The following is a 20244-nucleotide window of genomic DNA, read 5'->3' as shown; positions in this document are numbered from 1 at the left end:
ATCACTTTTGTGAATTCTAAAATGAAAAGGAGCTTTGTTTGTTATTAGCAAGTAATGTCGCAAATTTTAATTATTCAAAGATTCTATTGTGAATATTTTATTAATCGGCAATTAAATTAAAGGTTTTTATCTAAATAATCAGAAGCTAAAGAAATTAACTACTGTAAAATTAATAATGTTATTTAATGTAAAGTTCATAAGAACAGATTTCAATGGATGGTGGATATCCAGGAAACTCTGAAATGATTATTGAAATAAATGAGGCTTATCAAATAATGTGGAGATAGACTATCTCTAAATAAGAATATCCATGTAACATATCTGTTGATTTTTTTAGGAAAATTTAGATAATAGCTACCTTCTGTCTTAACCCTTATATTTCCTTTTTACCACGATGCCTGATACTAAAGTGTAAGCTTTGCAAGTTAAATGATCATGAATTTCTAATAACCAAATTTAAGTTATGATATCTGACCAAACTTTGAGAAAATTAAAAAAAGCTTTAATTGAAAAATTTGGCACTGAGGTGAGCAATTCATCATCATGTGAGGAGCTGTCCATAGACATTTTTATGACATGCGGACACTATGTTAGCCAGTCAACTATCATGCATCTATATGGCATTATCAATAATAAAGGTTGCATAAATCCAGCTATTTTAGGTTTTTTAAGCGAATATGCTGAGTTGTCAAACTCCAAACAAAAGATCGAAGGCAAATAATCAAAAGGAAGAGATATATTAATTTTTGGATCGGTTCAATGACTTTTATGTGATTGTGTTTCAATCTGAACAGCTTCCAGACCTTTGTTAGTTAATTCAATTTCGAAGAATACATTGTCTGATATTGCTAGTGCTGCATATGAATTTTTGAGACGAAACGGAATCTCCTGGTCGTTTTCATCTATTATTATTCCGCAATTGTCGATCAGGTTTATGAGCGAAATTTTTCCTTTCCTCATCACCAATTAGATTTAATAATTAACATAAGTATTGCATTGAAATATTGATTTATAAAGAAGATTTAACAAGTATTCGTGTAAAACGTTTTAGTTACAAATAAATAAAAATTTTTTGATAATCCCACATAAAGTAATAAAACTGTATATTAAATAATACAGCCAATCGTTACGTGATTTTCCGGATGATTTATCCCCGAGATATTTGCCCATTCCTGTATTTCAATCTAGCTTATATCTCATAATGTTGATTAATTACTAATTTGCAAATGCTCAATGTGCGGAACGGGTGTTTCTGTCGCGGGTTTTGGTAGTTTACATAAGTTGAAGCAGAAAGAAAAATACAAAATCCTGTGTAAATACCTTCACATTTTTAGGTTATTTTCTCGGTGTAGTTTTTGAACTGAAACGAGAACAGTTGAAAGAAAAATAGATTAGGAGTCCAACGCCTACTTTTCATAAACTAGAAAACTATTAGGCACTTTATATTTTCAAGTCAAAATTTCTAAATCAAAACTCCGGTTTAAAGGCTTATATAAAGACAATATATTAATATTTAGTATGAAAACATCAATAATATGGGATAACCAAGGAGATTTCGTTAGGAGTTATCATAAGGCAACTGAATATTAGTGGATTACGTCGTATTCTCGATCCGATTTTATAAGCGAATTGCAATATATACAGGAGATTTTCTCATCAGATATTTTTTATAGATATATTTATTAACTGAGTTTTCAACTCATTTTATTTGCTGCAAAATAAAATGAAGTTTGATACACTAATACTGCATGTTTGGACTACAGCCCTGATTTATACCACTAAAAGCATTAATTTAATTTAAAACGCCTACTTTTTTAGTTGATACAAATCCTGATTAGCCCACTGAAAAATAAAATCGACGCCATTGCATTTGCCAAATTTTCACGGTTTATTGGTTATCAGGCTAGCATTGCATCAGCAAAGGTTGACTGTCCATCCTTCTACGGGTTCAGCTGCCTTGCAATTTTTCTTAATAGCACATGGATGTCAAAGGGCTTGGTTACATATTCTTCAGCCGTACAAGCACGGGTCATCAGTGGCAGATCTGCATGTGCGCTCATCATTAGTATCGGGATTTTTTTTGTGGCCTCATCTGATTTTAAAAGTTTACACACTTCCAGACCATTCCCATCAGGAAGCATTACATCCAGAATAAATAAGTCTGGACTCGAATCCTTCCTTGAGAAGAAGTCATGTACTTTGCTGTAGGTTTCAACCTTGTACCCCTCTTCCAAAAGCAGTATCTCTATAATCTCGATAATGCCAGGTTCATCCTCCAGGACGCAAATGTTTTTCCCCATAATAAAAATAAAAATTTCGTTTGAATAATCACTGGGAGATATTATCCTTTTTCCTCCTTTAGATCCTTAGCTCCACCCGCCTCATACCTTTGCTCTCCAAGCTCATCTTCGTGGACAATGAGTGAATTCGGGGTAGCGGAGGATGGGTTACTTCCAGTGCCTGATGTCTTTGGAATGGAGACTATTTCATTATCATTCTCTGTAGAGGGCTGGAGAAATTGCTTATTTCCTAAAGCGGCCTGAGCCATTTTCTCTTGGTCCGTTAAGCCCTGTGATTGTTCATTTTTAGTTTCTATGTTAGCCATAACTTCTTGTGTCTGTCTTAGTCAACAATATGAACAATTTAAAGTTTGACATATTTCAAATATTGCGAATCATCATATTGAATTAATACAAAATTAAGCCATTCGATGTTGATCGATCGTCTTAACTCAAGTCCATACGGCCAATGTTAGTCGACAGTGGTTATGAGGTTATGGGCGCTTTTTTGCTTTGATAATTGACCAGATTTCCATAATTAGAAGTCATCCCTAAAAATCTACTTATTACGGTTTATTAATCATTAAACTACTTTTGGGGAATTTGGCCCAGTTTTTTGCAAGAGAGGCGCCATTTGTTTTCCTTCCTGGTTTATGCGTCAATCTATTTGGCTTATTGCCATTCGTGAAAGGGGTAGTAAATCTTGAGCAAACGTTCATTAGAGCGATCGATGAACATTGTTTAAAGAAAAATCTTAACACTTTACTACCCCATCCAAAGTAAGCAGAATTATCCATGCTGATTCCTTTAAGGAATGCATGCACTGTGCTCACCTACTCAAATTAGGGTCGCGCAAAAATAATCACGTTTGTATTTTATATCTTACAACTTATAGGTGTTTTTGTAAAACTTGGGTCTGTTTTTGTTTTAAGCTGTATATGAAACAATTAACCATCACCCTGATTCTCGTATCGATCGTTTTCTATGGTTGTAAAAAGAAATTCTGTGGAAAGATCTCTATGATCAGCTCGGAAACTTCTACCGTGGATGGGGAGCCGTTATATAAAATATACTTGGAGAGTGGCGAAGTCGTGCAGATGAGAAGTCGAGGGAATTACCAGGTCGGGGAAGGATATTGCAATGATTAATGAACAGATTGAAGATTTCACATTAGGCCATAGAATATTTAAAATACGATCCCACAAATTCAAAGAACTCCTCAATGCGATCGAACTTAATTTCAGTCAGGATTCTATTACCCTCTTCACAATAATCGAAAAATTACCTAAGGAGGTTGGAGCGATCTTTATCGAAAAATCAGCATTGGAAACAGCTTATGAGGAATTTATGAAGAAGGCAGAAGATTCTAAATAATTGCTGGTATCGTATTGTCAGAATGTTTAGTAAAACAATTTTCCGCTCATTCCCGATGTCTCCATTTACCTAAAAGAGTCTGGCTAATACGTAGCTCATCAGCTACTTCTTTTACAGATCCCTTGGTGTAAGAAAGCTCTATAGCCATTTTTCTAAAGCATTCACCGAACGCTAATTTGTCCATTTAATCAAATTTAAAAGTTTTTTTCTTACTCTGACGACTAAATTCGCCTAGCTAAATGTAGCAACTCCACCACCTGATTACTTATGTGGTTTAAAATTCAGCCATCGGTTTGAAGGTGTTTTTTTAATAAGGGAAAATCCACTGAATGCCCGTTGCGAATTAAGCTGTTATTAAGTCTTCTCCGGGTTCCGCGTACGCTTTTTGAGCATCTCCGCTCTTACCCTTTTCTGTAATAATTATACGTGTTGTATGTAAGTGATTGTAGATTAGTTATGTGATTTGGAGACACAACAGCTCAACAAACTAAGATCTGTATATCTTCAGATATTTTTTGAGTCCAAGTCTAGCCTGGCGGATATAGGTTTTAACCGTGCCTATGGGAAGCTTCAATTCAGCCGCTATTTCATCATATTTATATCCTTCGAAATACTTTTTTGAAAGGAACAATATATTCCGGCTTGATAGAAGCCATTGCTTTATTGATGTCTTCCATTGCAAATGTACTCTCATCTGTGTTTTTTGTGGCACTTATTGCCAATTGTCCACTGTTAAGTTCATCATCTATCGAGACAATGGCCTTGCGTTTTGTTGCCCTGTTAAAATCATTTATATAGGTATTTCTCATGATAACATATAGCCATCCTTTAACATTAGTACCTTTGTCAAAGGTATCTGCAAATCGAAGTCCTTTAATCAATGTTTCCTGCAGAAGGTCTTTGGCATCATCTTCATCTCGGGTGAATTTCAAAGCGTGCGACATTAACTGATCAGCGTGAGCGTAAATCTCAGATGTGAATTTAGTGTGGTTCATAATTATTATCTACCGTGATAGTTCAGTCCGGATTTTTTCTGGATTTAAATTAAACAGATGAAGCCAAATTTGGTTTTGTACTACAGGATAACAGGTAAAACTCCTCACTTTCAAGTATTAACAGATGTAAAGTACGTAGGGGTTGGATAAAAGAAATGTTTTATCTCCTCTTCGATAAGCATATGAAATACGAGCTGGAATACGAATCTAGCTCTCACTTATTAGCTTAGAGATTGATCTCATCCCAGGATAAAAACAATCCGTTTTACGGAGTAAGTTCACTTTTAAATTATTATTTTCGATGGCCTAACTTCCACATAACGCCTCAAAATGATTAAATACTTCACATTTAGTTTCGCTATTGCATTTATCTCTTGGATCATCGGCATGATCGATACAAGCACACTTTCAAAAAGTGATCTTTATCAGCAAAAGTTATCTAGGTTGGACTTCATAAAAAATGAACAGCTCAATATAGCAATCGGGCTAGATCTTTTTAAATGGATCATCATGCTCAGTTTCTTCAAGTTTTTTAATCCCAAATTATCCCTCAAGAAGAAGATCCTGTTCAAAGGGTTGGAGTATTACAGGTCAGAAATGACGAAGGCGGAAATTAATCACCATTTCGCCTTTACCACTTAGCGGTTTTGCCGAACCGCGGGGTTTGGCAAATATAGCTGTTTTCATCTTCTCACTACGTAAAAAATTTATACATATCACAGTTGCCAAGTTGATAGCGGTACAATGCGTTATGGATGTTGATGGTCGAAGAAAAATTACATGTTAAGGCTTATTGGCATTCCACTCCATAAAGCGGGCGCGATCGTATTGAAGATTTCTATATTGGCTTAATTGTTAATCACATTTTTTGGTGACTTTTAATGAAATTTTTAGGTGAATTAATGTTATCATGTTTGATAAACCGCCTAGGTGATGTTGAAAATGTTTGATTGATAGTTACTTCATTTCACTTTTTAATATTTGATTAACAGATTCAATAAACTTTTCAAAAGGTATGGGTTTGACTAAAAATTTATCTGCATGTACGCTGAAAGCATCTAATGCATATTCTGGATGGCCAGTTATTAATATGATGAATTTAACCACATCACGAAATATCTTTGCTATATCTAATCCAGATATAGGCATATTGATATCTAAAAACAGGAAATCAATCTTTTCGAGATTTTTTATTTCAGTAACGGCCACACTTGGACTCAGATAACTCTTTACTAAGGTCAACTTAGGCGTCAGAGATATGTATTCTTTCAAAATGTTGATGGAGCTAAAGTCATCATCAATTATAATGCATCGATATTTTTTATCTGAATGTTTCATATATATTATACCCTTAAAATATTATAAATGTTTGGATCACAACATTTTGGAATTTAAATGTTGTCCGTTTACAGGGAAATTGAGGTTCTTTTAAAGGCCTTTTCCCAATTTGACATTTGTTTATACCGTGATCATCCGATACTATTGATAATCTAAAAGACTGCATGGAATCACCAAATAGGGAGATGCTTATTGAAAAGGCAAGTTCCTTTTTCAGAAAACACGGTAGACATCAGGTAAAATCCGGGCTGGATTTTCTTTTCAATACAGAGAATGAGGGTGCAAAGGTTTCCCTCCGCTGGAAACAGTATTTGGTAACTTGGTCTGCCATCTATCCGCTAAGCGTATTGATTCCTTTATTGATTTTTCCCATTCTCCACGGCATTCATTTTTATACTAATTATTATTTTAATGCCCTGGTTAGCTCAGGGGTTATCGTCTTTCTAATGGTTTATGTTGTTATGCCCAATTATACCAGGCTCATAAGAAAATGGCTTTATAAATAAAAGCTGTTTTTATCTTTACAATTTATATTTTACCTCATCATGCAATCACCGCACTAAAATTCGGTGATTTTTCATTTATCCACACTGTATTTTAAAAAAGGGTTACTGGTTCCGCCTTGAACGAATAATATTATCTATTGTATTTTTCCCTCTATCGACTGGTTATGCCTTTTCATCGAAAGTTGCATCAAAACCATGTTCCTCCTCAATAGATTTACAGTACGAAAACAAAGCAATCACTTAAGGTCTTTAGCCACCGCTGCAAGGTTCGCTTTGGGATCTCAGGATTAGCATTGGTAATCTGTTCGATCTTGGCCACACCCGCAAACTCCGACAGGTCAGCCAAAATCTTATTTGCTATTGTGCTTTTGTACTTTTCTATAATGGTGCGATCGTGCTTATCGCGCCAAATTAGTGGCGCAATCAGGCTCATCGCGCCAGAATCTGATAAAATGGCGCAATACCGAGGGACTGGTCTTGTACTCTATATTCTAATGAGATTGCGCTGGCTCATTGGGCTATATATCAGTGTAAAAATGACAAGGTGATCTCTTTCATAATCAGATTGCCTGTTTTACCCTTAGAATTAACAGAATTCCCAAACCATTTCGAACCAAAAATTGTTAGTGCATTTAATCAATCAGTCAAGGCGGCCCAGACGTGTTGACCAGGATTTGGATTATACACATAATAATATACTTTTTTCGGAAACTTAGGCCACGCGCTTCGGTTAATATTGAGACAATAAAATAAAATAAAAGTGACTAATTTTATACAAGGCAAGCTGGTCTATTCCGGTGAAACAAAGGAAAGGGATTTTGATCTCCTTACAAAAGCGATTGATGCATCTCTTTCTGGTATCATCATCACTGATAATAGCCAGCCAGACAATCCGATCATTTACTGTAATGCTGCTTTCGAAAAAATGACAGGTTATCAGCGGAAAGAAATCATAGGCCATAATTGTCGTTTTTTGCAAAACGATGATCGCGGCCAGGAAGCAAGGTTAATGCTTCGGCGTGCGGTAGACGAAGGAAGAGAGTGCACTGTTGACATCCGTAACTATAAAAAAGGCGGTGAGCTTTTCTGGAATGAACTTTACATGTCGCCAATTAAGGATGAAAGAGGAAATGTGACCCATTTTATCGGAGTACAAAATGATGTGACCCGAAGAAAGGAACTCGAACAGCAACTGAGGATGAAGCAGAGCCAAATGGAAAAACAGATTTCTGACCGCACTAGAAGCCTTCAGGAGAGCGAAGCTTTTCTTTCCAGTATTATTTCTACAGTTCGGGAAAGTCTGTTGGTGCTTGATCCAGACTTTACAGTGGTTAGTGCAAACTCTCATTTTTTGAAAACTTTCAAAGTAAGTCAAGAAGAAACTAATGGTAAATTACTATACGAGTTGGGTAATCATCAGTGGGATATCCAAAAACTTAGGGAATTGCTAACCGAGATATTACCAACTAACAATCCTGTTGAAGATTTTGAGGTGGAACATGATTTTCCTCATATTGGAAAAAAACTAATGTTGCTGAACGCTTACAGAGTCGAGCTTGAGGGACAGTTTAAAGATCAAATCCTTTTGGCGATCGAGGATATCACCGATAGACGGGAGATTGAACGTAGAAAAGACGATTTTCTTTCAATTGCCAGCCATGAGTTGAAAACCCCATTGACAACAATTAAAGGGTATGTACAGGCATTAGAGCGAACAGTTCCCAAAGAATCGAGCGATAAATTCAGGACAATTCTGAACAAAACGGCTATGCATGTCAATAAGCTGAATAATCTTATTACTGAGCTGCTGGATGTTTCACGGATTCAAACTGGAAATCTGGAACTTCACAAAACTGAATTTGACTTTGACAAATTAGCGGAGGAGACCATTGAAGGTTTGCAGAATGCAGCCCATCACCATAGAATTTCAATTGAAGGTAAAAGTAAAGCGATGGTTTCAGCGGATGAATCCCACATCGTTCAAGTGCTTAACAATCTGATCTCCAATGCGATTAAATATGCGCCTGACTCACCGCGAATTTTGGTTTATGTGTCTGCAGTAAGTGAATATGTTAAAGTTTCTGTAACCGATTATGGAATGGGCATCAGCCTCGAGGATCAGAAACGACTCTTTGAAAGGTTCTTCAGGGCTGGAGAGATTCAGCAGCGTTTTCCTGGAATGGGAATTGGCTTATATATTTGTGACCAGATTATTAAAAACCATGGTGGAACGCTATGGGTACAAAGTGAAAAGGGAAAAGGCTCAACATTCAATTTTACATTACCAATAAATGCCAATACAAATGAATAACAAAAAAATACTGATCTGTGATGATGACGAGGGTATTCTCGACATGTTGGGGTTGATTCTGGAGGAGACCGGATACGATATCGTTACTGAACAGAATAGTTTGAATGTTAACCAACTGATTGAATTTGAATCACCTGATCTCATCATTCTTGATCTGTGGATGCCTGTTCTTTCAGGTGACCAAGTTTTAAGAGGTTTGCGTGAAAATCCGACTACAGAAAACTTGCCGGTAATTGTAATATCGGCAAGCAGGGATGGACAGGCTATTGCAGAGCGAGCAGGAGCTTCTGATTATTTGGCAAAACCTTTCGACTTTGATGAACTTATCGATAAGATCAAGAGTCAATTGAACTAGCTAAAGCAAATGACTTTGAAAACAAATGAAATAAATCGTCCATAACTTTATATTCCAACATCAGATTCCTTTGGGCGTATACATGATTATCTTCGAATATCCCTATACATGCGAAGCTTCTTTTCGATAATGAACAATACGCCTAGGCTTGATGCTGAAGAGTAGTTCACAATCCTAAAGATAGGAGCCTAGTTTATTCAATTTTATTGTGATTCCTTCATTATGATTGCCTATTTTTAACATCTAAATTTTAACATAAGAGGGTAACTTTAAAACTTAAATCATAATGGATTATGTCTCTAATCGCATAGCTAAAATGGAAGCGGATATTATGGATTCCTTTCTGGTCTCCAAGGTCTCTTATGAAAAGAACGTATTAAAACTGTCAAGGTTAGCTTATCATAGGATCATTTTTGTTACAGATGGCAAGGGCAGTTTTACCATTGATGATAAATGCTACAACTTGGAGAAAAATCAATTATACCTTATTTCAAAAGGACAAATGTTTGATAATCGGGGTGTCTCATTAATTGGTGGTTTCCAGATATCCTTCGGCGACTGTTTCTGGAAACGTACGCCAGGAAGTGTGAACAATTGCAAAGCTGTGCTGTTCAACAATGCTCTGGATAATCAGTGTCTGCAGATCCAAGACAGTGATGCCGATAATCTAATGCCACATTTCAATGCACTTATGAATGAATACACTTCCATTCCTTATATCAATAAACTCGATGTACTTGCTGCATTTTTGAAGATCATTATGATAAAGATCGCCAACCTGAATGCATCACTTACCAAGGGATTTGATAATTTTGAAAAACAACTGTTCAGAGACTTTTTGGAATTAGTCAGCCAGGATTATCATTATCGCCATGAAGTGTCTGACTATGCAAAACAATTCAATATCACCCCTCGCAGACTTTCCGAGATATCCAAACGCTGTACTGGTAAAACCGCAAAGGACATTATCAATGGCCAGTTGATTGCTGAGGCAAAAAGACATCTGCAATTTAGCACTGTGGCGGTCAAGGAAATAGCTTTTCAATTAAGTTTTGCAAGGCCAGAACAGTTCAGCCATTTTTTTAAGAAAAACGTAAACACTTCCCCGACAGACTATCGTTCTTACTTTGCTGGCAACATTACAGTAATTTGATCTTACGGTTTAATCCAAGTTTGTATTTCGATTAGTTAGGGTATTAATCCTTTAGAAGACAGTCTGTTATGTTGATAATTCTCCGCTTACAGAAATGAGCTGACGCGATGAGTAATCCTCCCAGGGGAAATACAGTGGCTTCAAGTAAATGCAGGCATGTATGACTAAGGATAATTGACATTAATCCAGCTAGCATTATCATCATCGGAGTTCTTTCCGTTTCTAAAGTGCTGTTCCTTATTCTTCGGATTGCAAAGCATGGACAAATCAAACATCCCTCCTTATACCGGTCCAATCTACAATACACCCAAGCCTAAAATGGACAGGGATGCCGAGAAAATAGGTTATGCCGCAATGTGATGGTTACATCAGAGAGGTGAGAACGCCAACCTTATCACTGGAATTATGATATTTTGTTGAAGAATTCATTTGTAGTTTACAAGATAATAGCCGCCAGCACCACAGCCGACGGCAATATCGCTTATAATAATTATTCGCTCCAAGGAGAATGCAGGATGCATTCGCAGAAATTTTTTCTATGGAAATTTGGTATCATGTAAGCGCATACGTCCGCCTTGATGTTTCCAAAGGTAGTTTCTGTTTTATGTTCGAACCCACCAAAGAAGGTTGGAATTATATTCTTTTTGAAATCATTTCTTGGGAATGCGGTTATGATTTCCTCCCTGTTGGATTCACTTAGGTTTTCGTATCCTTCGCCCATCACATCCAGTCCCACACCGCTGTACATTAGTGCAACTTCGTTCTCTTTATGCTCTGCTATTCCAATGGTTGTGTGCAAGGCGATGGTATCCCACACAAGTTGCAGTTTTTCCTGTGCCATGCCATGACTTTTAAGGAATTCTCTAGCCGCGTTGGCCCCGTCGACTTCAAACCGCAGATCAGGAGTGCTATAATGACTTACTAACCCAAGATCATGAAATACAGAAGCTACATACAGCAGTTCTTCATCGTATTTCAGGCTGTTCCTTTTTCCATTAAGTGATGAGAACAGAAATACCCTAAGGGAATGATTATAAATAAACTCTGTTCCGTACTCGAGCAAGAGCTCGGTGGCCTGTGTAGCTATCGTACTGTCCGGAATACCGATCCCAGCTACCGATTTTAATCTGTTTACTGACATAATTATCTTTTTTTTATGCTCAAAGCTACTGGCTATTAGGTTGGCAGAGCTGTTAAAATAAACCGATGTAATGCCAAAAAATACGACTGGAGATTTCGCTTGTAGTGATCAAGTCATTTCGGAATTTAAGATCAATGTGTTCTGGTCGAAAATGACGGCCTTAATACTTTGCTACTAAGTTACTAGAAGTATGCTATGGAATTTTTTAACCCAGTCAATTCGTTAGGGAATCTGTTGATTAGTTAAGCCGAAATCTCCATACTATTCATGATTCTTCCCCAATGCTTTAATTATTGGTTTTTCGAACTCAACCCACTTCTGATACCCCTTATCGTTCAAATGCACGCCGTCTTTAGTCAATTCCTGTATCAATTCACCGTTTGAATCTATAAATTGACCGTAGAAATCAATGACCTCATAATATCCCTTAAGCTCATTTTTTTTAATCATTTTATTTACCGAAAGAATATCCTTATGCAGGTATGTTCTTCGAGTGGGTAAAAGTGTGCGTACATAAATTTTCGTATTTGGCGATCTGTGATGTATTATTTTGGCGATTTTCAATATGTTCTTGCCAATATATTCGGGTGAAGGAACAATTTTGTCATATTTTAGATCAGGATTATCCTCTTGGTGATGGAGGCTAAAAAGATCATTGATTCCAATTAGTATAAATACAGCTGTTGGTTTAAAGTAGGTTATTTCCCTTAAACGATTCATTACTCCATCAGTGAGATCTCCAGCAATTCCTCTGTTGCGGATATGTTCTATACCGAATTTCCCACTCCAATCTAACCCTCCTTCAGTAATACTGTTGCCAATAAACACGACTTCTCCAAACTCTAAGGGTTCATTTTTAAAATCCTGGATGCGTTTGGTGTAATGTTTTTGCGCCCAATTATTATGGTAACGAGATATGTTTTTTTTTGTTGGAAATAGTCCTGCCAGTTCTTTGGTTGAATCCAGAGATGATTGCCCAAAAGACTCAATACTTAATACAATTAAAAATAAACCAGTAAATATTTTTTTCATCGTTCTGAATTTAATAAATTTTTAACAGTTGAATCTACATTACTTGAAATTTTTAGACTGACACGATAAGGATTTTTTAGATATACAATTATTAATAGGGCAAATTATTAACCAATTTGCATTCTTCATCTAGCGAAAAAAATAAAAAATACTACCACTTATAATGTCAAATTTATGGTTAAAAATTTTCAGATGAAGGTTTGGCTTCCAGTGAGCAGATATTCTTTTTTCATCCCTTTGATTTTTATGGGACAAGCTTAGTTTACAATGGTTTTCACAGAATCACTATTGATGCGGCTTTTGAGCTATTTTTCCAGCCGAGGGTATACTACTAATTCCATCCTTTGCTTCATTTACTCAATATGAAATCGTTTTGATTTGAAAGCAATGAATGGTATGCCTTTTGATTTTTTCCAGTTATACCTAAATATCATTAGCAATGAACCAACATGAATTTGCGCACGTTATAAGGCAGCATGCAGGATCTCTCCGTTCGCATGCATTTAACTTTACAAGAAACCCAGATGATGCAAACGATCTTTTACAGGAAACGCTTCTAAAAGCAACCCGCTTCGCTGCACCATTTAGCGAGGGAACTAATTTAAAAGGGTGGCTTTTTGTCATCATGAAAAATACTTTTATTGATAGTTACGGTAAAAACCTAACAATGAGGGATAAACTGTTGTTTGACGAAGAATTTTCATCAGGACGGTTGGCTAGTATTGCAGCGGAAAATGACGCGGTGAGTATCTTGTGGTTAAAGATATTGAGGTAGCACTGAAGAAACATCCGAAATTATTACATACCATTTATACGTTATTTCGAGGGTTATAAGTATGGAGAAATCGCCAAGGAGCTAAATCTCCCTTTGGGTACGGTTAAGAAAAATATTCATCAGACCAGGATTTTACTGGAGAAATGGTTAAGACATTTAAGAAAAGTCTAAGATCAAAATTAGGACAGTTTGGGTGAGGCAACAGTTCTTCTTTTTAGCATCAACACACTGCGTTAAATACCTGAATTACTTAAGAAAGTTTAAGGGGGCTAAGGAAGTAGGAGCTATATACTTGAAACATAGGTTTTATCCCCATTTAGGGAAGTTTAATAAGGAGAACTTCGTAGAAGGCACAGAATTCATACTCTTTATCAATAAAAGCTAGATGTGGATTTACAGATAAAAGATAAAGTTATAACAGATCAGGTATATTTTTAAGCAATTTAAAATAGGTAGGCTCTGGTATATTCGAACTTTCAAGTCAAATGTTTGGCTGTATCATGTTGTCACACTATTTCCACACGCATATCTTAGCCTTATAACCCGGAGTAAAACTTACGGTGGCGGGGGCATTATGTGTTCTAATAGTAAATGTAAGGTGTACAACCTTCATTTAAGATACGGAAGAACTAAAGAAAAATGCGATTATCGGAGTATCCCGTTGGTGATAGCAAACCTGATCAAAGCAGCGCTGTTCCTCGAGTTGGTTTTGTCGAGCAGGCTCTGTCGATGGCCTTCAACGGTTCGCTTGCTTAGAAAAATAGATTCCCCAATCTCGGTATTTGTCATGCCCTTAGCGATGAGTTCAAGTATCTGCAGTTCTCTATCGGTGAAGAAAGGCAGGTTCGCGCTTTGTTCAACGGCAATACCACTACGAATGTTGGTGACCATTGATTCCGCTACGTCAGAACAAATATATTTCTTACCATTGGAAACTTGTCTAATCCCAAAAAGAAGTTCTTCGGACTCAATGGATTTGGTCAGATATCCCAAACAGCCTGATCTGAAGGCCTTTTCCACATGTTTCTCACCGCTCAACATTGAAAAGGCAATTGTGGCCACGCTGAATTTAGCTTCTGCAACAAATTCAAATAGGCTGTAGCCGTCCATTTCAGGCATGTTAAGGTCTGAAATGAGCACATCAGCGACAACACCCTGCTGTAAAAGTTCGATAGCCTGATTCCCGTTCCCGGCCTCTGCGACCACACACATGTCTTTCTGAGAATCAATTAGCATGCGTAAACCATTCCTCAATACATGATGGTCCTCAACCAGCATAATTTTTATCTCAGAGCTATTTTCCAACAGAGTATCCATAACAAAAGATTAATTTATTCACTTTTATTTCTACGAAGAAACTCAAAAATACGGTTAATTAATACATTTTAGTTGTGTTTTGATAAAGTCGAGTGATTCGCGTCATTAAGGTTTTGATCCAGGGCAGGTGAGGTGTCACAAGTAATAACCTCGCCACTGACAGGGAAATCCCGATTTATGAATTATGTTTATGCATTTCTAAAAAGCACTGCATTTTTTTTGCACGAACGAGCAAAATTGCTTTTAGTTCTATATCCAGTATTTTCCGCAGTTCTTATCGCTAAATACTTGCTTTACCGTCTTTTTATCTTATTTGGTTAAACTCACGAATTAAACTTTATAGATAAAAAAATAAATTGGTACTTAGATGCTAGCTTAAGGAAGGATATGCGCAGGAGCTCCACCACAATAAATACTTATTCTATAAAACTAAATACCTGAAACGGTTTTATTGGTCTTGATTTCGAAAAGAAGAGATTAAATTTATGTTCTAATTCTGTAAGGATGGCTCGAATAGTAATAGTAGAGGATGATAGCAGCAACGCTGAAGTGATTGAGTTGGTTCTTCAGAGCCAGCAGCACACATCTGTTTGTGTCAAGGACGGATCAACGCTTAATCGGGTGCTTTCTAAAATGCGCCCAGACTTGATTATTATGGATATTATGTTAAATGGAGACGATGGACGGGAGTTATGCAGGGCAATCAAAAAGAATAAAGAAACACACAGAATTCCGGTGCTGCTTCTCACTGCGATGCTTGAGTCGCAAGTAGACAAAGTATTCAGCAATGCCGACGAAGTGATGTTCAAGCCCTTTGATTATGAAAAACTGATCAAGACTGTTCATTCATTACTTGATACAGCTTGTTGAGATGAACATGCGAAATTTAAATGATCTACTGTCTTTTAATACCTCTTAAGAGGTATTCACTGTGCGGTTTTACTAGGTCATATATTTTAATTATCAGCAATTATCATTATTGATTAAAGAGTTGATTCTAAAGTGGACTATTCAAAAGCAAGTGAGCTTACATGGCTCGTTTCCGAAAATATATTGTAGAATGGGAGTAAAGTAGAGCTGTGACACTCATTAACCGATAATATTATATGAGAAAGGGTAAAATTCACTTTTATAACAAAACCGATGGAATCGGACTTATTATGGATTGCAACGATCAGGACATTATTTTTTCGCTATCAGAGCATTCATTTATTCCTATTCAAGGACAGTTAGTTTATTTCGAGATTGATTTTCTAGAAGGAGCGTTGGTTGCAACTAAGATAAGGCCTGTAAAGAATAAAAGCGTAAACATGGATTTTTGATTATTTGTAAATTCAAATAGTTCATTTAATTTGTCGTCTTGATATTGTTCGTTTAATCACAAAGCCCGATTTATTTGCAAATCAAAGAAATTTAGATCTATATATCATCACAAATAGGGAGTTCCGTGCCATCGATAAATGGTGATTTTACGGGTGCGCTTAATAAAAATTAAAACCTTAATGGGAAAAAGGGATATCATTGTAATAGGTGTCTCAGCAGGAGGATTTGAAGCGCTGAAACAGCTCATTCAAAACCTGCAAATTGATTTTGATGTCTCGATATTTATTGTCTGGCACATGAGTCCAGATGTTATCGGGATTCTTTCTAACGTTATTAATAAATTAGGAACCATAACGGCCTCAAACGCTGTGGAGCAGTCCAATAAATAAATAAGATTATGGAAAATAGTAATGGTGGTGATTTAAAAGAGGCATCAGAAAACGAATCACTTACACCTGTACGGCCGCCTTCAGAAGATATAATAAAAGGAGCGGGAGAAGATGATGCCACAAAGGAACTGGAAAATAACCCGTCGGATGAAGAGCTTGATAGCGAAGAGCAGCGTGGTACCGGCCCTGGTGCTTACCCGGGCCCGCCTGATGGCGAATAATATTAATTCCTTTATTTCAATTGAACCAATTGTAAGCAAAGTAAAGTGATAATTGTGAATAAGTTGAACCTGCCCTGAGGACTTAAAATCCTTAGGGAGGTTCTTTTTTATTTTCTTTTGCAAAAATGCTTTATTACCAGTGTACCTACAGTGATTGCAAGTGCTGCCTTGCCTATCATAGCCACAGGGTTATGTCTGAATTCTGATTTCCAACCCCTTTCTTTAATAATATTGGGAATTGTACCTTTCTTAAAGTCGTCAATAATACCTTCCCAGGCGTTTACACGATCGGCTATAATTAAGGGTATCCAGTGGCGGTACCTGTCTTCGCTGTGCTTAAAAGCATACCTGCGTATAGCTCCACTAAGCCCTGACGGCGGTGCGGAAGTTCCGAATACTACGCTCGGCTGAGGCCGTTCACTTGATTTTAGCAGCTCAACGGTTAAGGGTTGTTGCGCTGATTTTTCATAATTGCTCCGGTTATGGTCGTCTCCGGTGTAGTTTTTAATAGGGTAGGTGGGTTCGTTATCTGGATCGATATCCATTCCCCATCCCGGAATATTTTTGTAATCTTGATTTTGATTGTTCATAATATTAGGGTTTAGTTGATGGGATAAGTACAGTTTTAATGCATTCATCTAATTTGGATGAGAAAATCCGGTAAGCTTCCGAAATTTCTTCCAGCGGTACTCTATGGGTAATCAGGCCTTTAGGATTCAGCCTTCCAGACTGAACATGATCGATTAAGCGCGGTAAAAGCCTTTTAACCGATGCCTGATTTGCCCTCAGGGTAATTCCTTTGTTAAGAATGTTGCCAATCGGAACGTAATTAAATGGCGGGCCATAAACGCCAACTACAGAAACGATTCCTCCTTTTTTAACGGAGTTTATTGCCCATTGCAACGCTGTTGCTGCTCCGGCCTGCATCAGGGTTAATTTACCGGTAAATGTCTGTAGGGCATTTCCCTCTGCTTCGCAGCCTACACAATCGATACACACATCTGCTCCGTACCAATCGGTGGTTTTTTTAAGGAAAACTACAGGATCGGCCATTGATTTAAAGTTGTAAGCTTCGCACTTTGCATAATTTTTTGCAAACTCGAGGCGGTAGTCTACATGGTCAATAATGATTACTCTTGAAGGACCAAAAAACCACGCGCATCTTGCAGCCATGATACCAATTGGGCCTGCGCCGAAAACCACTACAGTATCACCTTCTTTTATGCCGCCCATTTCTGCTGCCTGGTAACCTGTTGGGACCACGTCTGTTAACAATACGGCATCATCAGGGTCCATATCTGGAGGGATTACAGTTGGCCCAACGTTTGCGTAGGGCACCCGTACATATTCTGCCTGCCCTCCATCAAAGCCACCGGCAGTGTGCGAGTAACCAAAAATGCCTCCGACGGCAGTGGCCATGGTATTGGATTCGTGGCAGTTTCCGTAAAGGCCCTGCTTGCAGAAATTACATTTTCCGCAGGCAATGTTAAAAGGTACCAATACCTGATCCCCAACTTTAACATTGGTTACCAAAGGGCCAACTTCTGCTATTACACCGGTAAATTCGTGCCCAAAAGTGGAGCCTATACGTGTATCGGGTACTAGGCCATGGTAAAGATGAAGATCTGAGCCACAGATGCAAGTCCTTGTAACCCGTACAATCGCATCTTCGGGATGAAGAATTTCAGGCATTGGCCGCTCAACGGTTCGCACCCGGTAAGGGCCGCGGTAGTTCATTGCTAACATAATTTTAAAATTTAATTTAAGTAAATGATAATTTTCTGTTGGTTACTACACCATTTTAAGGGGTTAATCGAGAAAAAGTATTGTGTTACCTATTTAAAACATTGGTTTTTAGCAATAGGTTTGAAATTATTGTGATTGCTTGTTGAATACGACGCTGATTAGTCAAATCCGCTTATTTAAAGGTGAGGGATGTTTCTGCATGGAATAACAAACTTTTCACTCATTGACAGAATCGATACTTTTAAATTGCGGATCGTAATTTTACGATCCTCATTAAAGGAGATAATGTTGGAGTTGTTGCTTACTTCGCCATCCAATAAAATAACCACGCCGTTACCAATCACTTCACAATTAAATGCCTCAGTAACAATTACTGCCGTGTTTTCTTCGATACCTATACCAATAGAAGCCGGATTTGTGGCAATTACCTGTGCCATGCGAACAAAACGGCCGCGGTGAACAAAATGTGTATCTACACAAACGTCTTTTAAGAATTCAAATCCAGTGGTAACTTTTACACCGGCAGCCACCATTTCGTTGTTGCCAGTGCCGTCGAAAATCATGGGTGTAGACATTGCCATTGCGCCCGCGCTTGTTCCGGCCACGATCAATCCGCCATGGATATACCTGTTTTTAATCTGCGCCATAAGTTCAGTTCCGCCGTATATCGCGGTAAGTTTAAGCTGGTCGCCCCCGGTAAAGAAAATACCGTTTGCATGCTCAATACGTTCGGCCAGGTCAGTATCTAATGGCCTGTTATCGTGGTGTATATGGCCGGTGTCACGTGCACCAAGTTCATTAAAACAGGCTGCATATACATTATAGGTGTCATCAACTTCTTCTGATCCAGCAGTGGTAATGATTTCAATTACGGGTGATTTACCACACAGTTCTATAAAAATTGATAGTACAGATTCATCGGTAAGTTCGATAGGTAATTTATTTTCTGCACCACCGATGAGCATCAGTTTACCATTTGGAAGAGGACAGCTTTGTTTTTTCATCCTTTGTTTCTTTAAATCTTTTTGCGGTATTATCGGCCAGATGATTTTATAAGACTAATTTTTACTATGGCCACGAAACTGACCACTCATCAAATCCGCCTGATTTTTTTCCTTTGCTAACGTTGTCGTCAGGTTGTTCTTCTCCGCTTTCAATTTGTTCATTTTTTTTCTTAAGTGTTTCAATAATCTCTTCCTCAAGTGAACGATCGCTATTTACTTCCCCTTGTTTTTTCAGGTTATTATTTTTGCTGTTATCTTTCATAGTATAACTGATTATTTATAATCACCGATAAACCTGGTTGTATTAAACTAGATTTTTATCGGTCGCTATTTGCCATATTATGTGGATGCTAATCCAGGTTTATAATTGCTCCTATGTTGAACATGGTTTTTAAGTTGTTTGATTACTTGCCGATCAGGGCCTTCTATCTGCTGATTAATTCGCAGTCTGCATTGTTTAATCCCTCCCGCTCTTTTCCCAATCGGTTAGGTTACTGCTGGTATCTGTATCGATGCTATCCCCTTTTGGAATATCTAGATCGGCAGGAAGCTTATCTTCTAAAGATTTTGGTCCGTCTTCCACTTTCTGGTCTTCATTGCCTAAAGGTTCATTTTCCAGCCCATGTTTTGTTTTTTCGTTGTCTGTCATCCTTCCCTTGTTATTGTGCATAATGTATTAAGTTAATACCATTTTTTTATTGCGCTTGTTTAGGGGTAAATACCCAAAAAGAAGCCGATAAATCCCTGAATTTGCTTCCGTATTTATTCGTAGAAGTGTGGGTTGCGAAAGGTGATTGGTTTAAAACGATAGAACAGTAAAAGCTATTGATGCACTCGTTTGAAACGATCGCAAGGATGATTTACTATGTAAACCTTCCTGCTTTGAGCAGCAAATAATCGTATTTACTACGGACCCTTTCTGCAGTGGACAGCTAAGAATCATTATTAATACTTGATGTCTTAAGCTAGTGCCTGTTTTTAATTA

General features: G+C 37.5%; 25 protein-coding genes. 12 read left to right on the top strand and 13 right to left on the bottom strand.

The annotated features are described in order from the left end of the window. The first annotated feature begins 481 nt into the window (after positions 1–481). Entirely contained in the window at positions 482–721 is a 240-nt protein-coding gene (locus ACZZZI_RS05025) for a hypothetical protein (RefSeq protein WP_463488818.1), read from the top strand. A gap of 1219 nt (positions 722–1940) precedes the next feature. Here ACZZZI_RS05025 and ACZZZI_RS05020 read toward each other — a convergent pair. Both ACZZZI_RS05020 and ACZZZI_RS05015 read right to left on the bottom strand, forming a co-directional pair. Beyond that, positions 1941–2300, bottom strand: a complete 360-nt coding sequence (locus tag ACZZZI_RS05020; RefSeq protein ID WP_463488817.1) for a response regulator — start codon at positions 2298–2300, stop codon at positions 1941–1943. A gap of 41 nt (positions 2301–2341) precedes the next feature. Further along, on the bottom strand, positions 2342–2605 hold the full coding sequence (locus tag ACZZZI_RS05015; protein WP_463488816.1) for a hypothetical protein: 264 nt from the start codon (positions 2603–2605) through the stop codon (positions 2342–2344). 814 nt (positions 2606–3419) lie between these two features. Between ACZZZI_RS05015 and ACZZZI_RS05010 the strand changes: the two genes are divergently transcribed. Next, positions 3420–3653, top strand: coding sequence for a hypothetical protein (locus tag ACZZZI_RS05010; protein WP_463488815.1), 234 nt, complete (start codon positions 3420–3422; stop codon positions 3651–3653). Positions 3654–4140: 487 nt separating this feature from the next. On the opposite strand, the gene ACZZZI_RS05005 is transcribed toward ACZZZI_RS05010, so the two are convergent. The 3 genes from ACZZZI_RS05005 to ACZZZI_RS04995 form a co-directional block, all read right to left on the bottom strand. After that, positions 4141–4347 (bottom strand): RNA polymerase sigma factor, encoded by a 207-nt coding sequence (locus ACZZZI_RS05005; RefSeq protein ID WP_463488814.1) that lies wholly within the window; start codon positions 4345–4347, stop codon positions 4141–4143. After that, positions 4250–4648: a sigma factor gene (locus tag ACZZZI_RS05000; protein WP_463488813.1), complete on the bottom strand. Its 399-nt coding sequence runs from the start codon at positions 4646–4648 to the stop codon at positions 4250–4252. Before ACZZZI_RS05000 ends, ACZZZI_RS05005 begins: the two co-directional genes overlap by 98 nt. 957 nt (positions 4649–5605) lie before the next feature. Continuing rightward, positions 5606–5986 (bottom strand): LytR/AlgR family response regulator transcription factor, encoded by a 381-nt coding sequence (locus ACZZZI_RS04995; RefSeq protein WP_463488812.1) that lies wholly within the window; start codon positions 5984–5986, stop codon positions 5606–5608. A 164-nt stretch (positions 5987–6150) separates the two neighbouring features. Between ACZZZI_RS04995 and ACZZZI_RS04990 the strand changes: the two genes are divergently transcribed. The 4 genes from ACZZZI_RS04990 to ACZZZI_RS04975 all read left to right on the top strand — a co-directional run bounded on the left by ACZZZI_RS04990 (position 6151) and on the right by ACZZZI_RS04975 (position 10311). Continuing rightward, positions 6151–6492 carry a hypothetical protein gene (locus ACZZZI_RS04990; protein WP_463488811.1) on the top strand — a complete coding sequence of 114 codons (342 nt, stop codon included), beginning with the start codon at positions 6151–6153 and terminating at the stop codon, positions 6490–6492. A gap of 760 nt (positions 6493–7252) precedes the next feature. Continuing rightward, positions 7253–8803 (top strand): sensor histidine kinase, encoded by a 1551-nt coding sequence (locus ACZZZI_RS04985; protein WP_463488810.1) that lies wholly within the window; start codon positions 7253–7255, stop codon positions 8801–8803. Then, on the top strand, positions 8796–9158 hold the full coding sequence (locus ACZZZI_RS04980; protein WP_463488809.1) for a response regulator: 363 nt from the start codon (positions 8796–8798) through the stop codon (positions 9156–9158). Before ACZZZI_RS04985 ends, ACZZZI_RS04980 begins: the two co-directional genes overlap by 8 nt. 286 nt (positions 9159–9444) lie before the next feature. Beyond that, positions 9445–10311: an AraC family transcriptional regulator gene (locus ACZZZI_RS04975; RefSeq protein ID WP_463488808.1), complete on the top strand. Its 867-nt coding sequence runs from the start codon at positions 9445–9447 to the stop codon at positions 10309–10311. 490 nt (positions 10312–10801) lie between these two features. On the opposite strand, the gene ACZZZI_RS04970 is transcribed toward ACZZZI_RS04975, so the two are convergent. Then, positions 10802–11452: an HD domain-containing protein gene (locus tag ACZZZI_RS04970; RefSeq protein ID WP_463488807.1), complete on the bottom strand. Its 651-nt coding sequence runs from the start codon at positions 11450–11452 to the stop codon at positions 10802–10804. Positions 11453–11713: 261 nt separating this feature from the next. Next, complete coding sequence (locus ACZZZI_RS04965; RefSeq protein WP_463488806.1) at positions 11714–12484, bottom strand: GDSL-type esterase/lipase family protein; 771 nt, start codon at positions 12482–12484, stop codon at positions 11714–11716. A gap of 439 nt (positions 12485–12923) precedes the next feature. On the opposite strand from ACZZZI_RS04965, the gene ACZZZI_RS04960 reads away from it, so the two are divergent. Together ACZZZI_RS04960 and ACZZZI_RS04955 are read left to right on the top strand one after the other, a co-directional pair. Then, complete coding sequence (locus tag ACZZZI_RS04960; protein WP_463488805.1) at positions 12924–13259, top strand: RNA polymerase sigma factor; 336 nt, start codon at positions 12924–12926, stop codon at positions 13257–13259. A 12-nt stretch (positions 13260–13271) separates the two neighbouring features. Continuing rightward, positions 13272–13430, top strand: coding sequence for an RNA polymerase sigma factor (locus ACZZZI_RS04955; protein WP_463491771.1), 159 nt, complete (start codon positions 13272–13274; stop codon positions 13428–13430). Positions 13431–13904: 474 nt separating this feature from the next. Here ACZZZI_RS04955 and ACZZZI_RS04950 read toward each other — a convergent pair whose 3' ends face one another. Beyond that, positions 13905–14576: a response regulator gene (locus ACZZZI_RS04950; RefSeq protein ID WP_463488804.1), complete on the bottom strand. Its 672-nt coding sequence runs from the start codon at positions 14574–14576 to the stop codon at positions 13905–13907. 504 nt (positions 14577–15080) lie between these two features. Between ACZZZI_RS04950 and ACZZZI_RS04945 the strand changes: the two genes are divergently transcribed. From ACZZZI_RS04945 to ACZZZI_RS04930, 4 genes are all read left to right on the top strand, one after another. Next, a complete protein-coding gene (locus ACZZZI_RS04945; protein ID WP_463488803.1) occupies positions 15081–15446 on the top strand; it encodes a response regulator in 366 nt (121 codons plus the stop codon). Between the two features lie 236 nt (positions 15447–15682). Beyond that, positions 15683–15898 carry a hypothetical protein gene (locus ACZZZI_RS04940; RefSeq protein ID WP_463488802.1) on the top strand — a complete coding sequence of 72 codons (216 nt, stop codon included), beginning with the start codon at positions 15683–15685 and terminating at the stop codon, positions 15896–15898. A gap of 180 nt (positions 15899–16078) precedes the next feature. After that, positions 16079–16288 carry a chemotaxis protein CheB gene (locus ACZZZI_RS04935; RefSeq protein WP_463488801.1) on the top strand — a complete coding sequence of 70 codons (210 nt, stop codon included), beginning with the start codon at positions 16079–16081 and terminating at the stop codon, positions 16286–16288. Between the two features lie 8 nt (positions 16289–16296). Then, positions 16297–16509 (top strand): hypothetical protein, encoded by a 213-nt coding sequence (locus ACZZZI_RS04930; protein WP_463488800.1) that lies wholly within the window; start codon positions 16297–16299, stop codon positions 16507–16509. Positions 16510–16616: 107 nt separating this feature from the next. Here the strand turns inward: ACZZZI_RS04930 and ACZZZI_RS04925 are convergent, their stop codons facing one another. The 5 genes from ACZZZI_RS04925 to ACZZZI_RS04905 all read right to left on the bottom strand — a co-directional run bounded on the left by ACZZZI_RS04925 (position 16617) and on the right by ACZZZI_RS04905 (position 19929). Then, positions 16617–17099, bottom strand: a complete 483-nt coding sequence (locus ACZZZI_RS04925) for a hypothetical protein (RefSeq protein ID WP_463488799.1) — start codon at positions 17097–17099, stop codon at positions 16617–16619. A 4-nt stretch (positions 17100–17103) separates the two neighbouring features. After that, positions 17104–18255: a zinc-dependent alcohol dehydrogenase gene (locus tag ACZZZI_RS04920; RefSeq protein ID WP_463488798.1), complete on the bottom strand. Its 1152-nt coding sequence runs from the start codon at positions 18253–18255 to the stop codon at positions 17104–17106. Positions 18256–18431: 176 nt separating this feature from the next. Beyond that, entirely contained in the window at positions 18432–19259 is an 828-nt protein-coding gene (locus ACZZZI_RS04915) for a cyanophycinase (RefSeq protein ID WP_463488797.1), read from the bottom strand. 64 nt (positions 19260–19323) lie between these two features. Then, positions 19324–19521 (bottom strand): hypothetical protein, encoded by a 198-nt coding sequence (locus ACZZZI_RS04910; protein ID WP_463488796.1) that lies wholly within the window; start codon positions 19519–19521, stop codon positions 19324–19326. A gap of 195 nt (positions 19522–19716) precedes the next feature. Continuing rightward, positions 19717–19929, bottom strand: coding sequence for a hypothetical protein (locus tag ACZZZI_RS04905; RefSeq protein WP_463488795.1), 213 nt, complete (start codon positions 19927–19929; stop codon positions 19717–19719). Positions 19930–20244 lie beyond the last annotated feature (315 nt).

The sequence above is a fragment of the Pedobacter sp. AC190 genome, assembly GCF_979258025.1.
The sequence above is the reverse complement of the archived record's forward strand: the minus strand, read 5'-3'. Positions and strand labels throughout refer to the sequence as shown.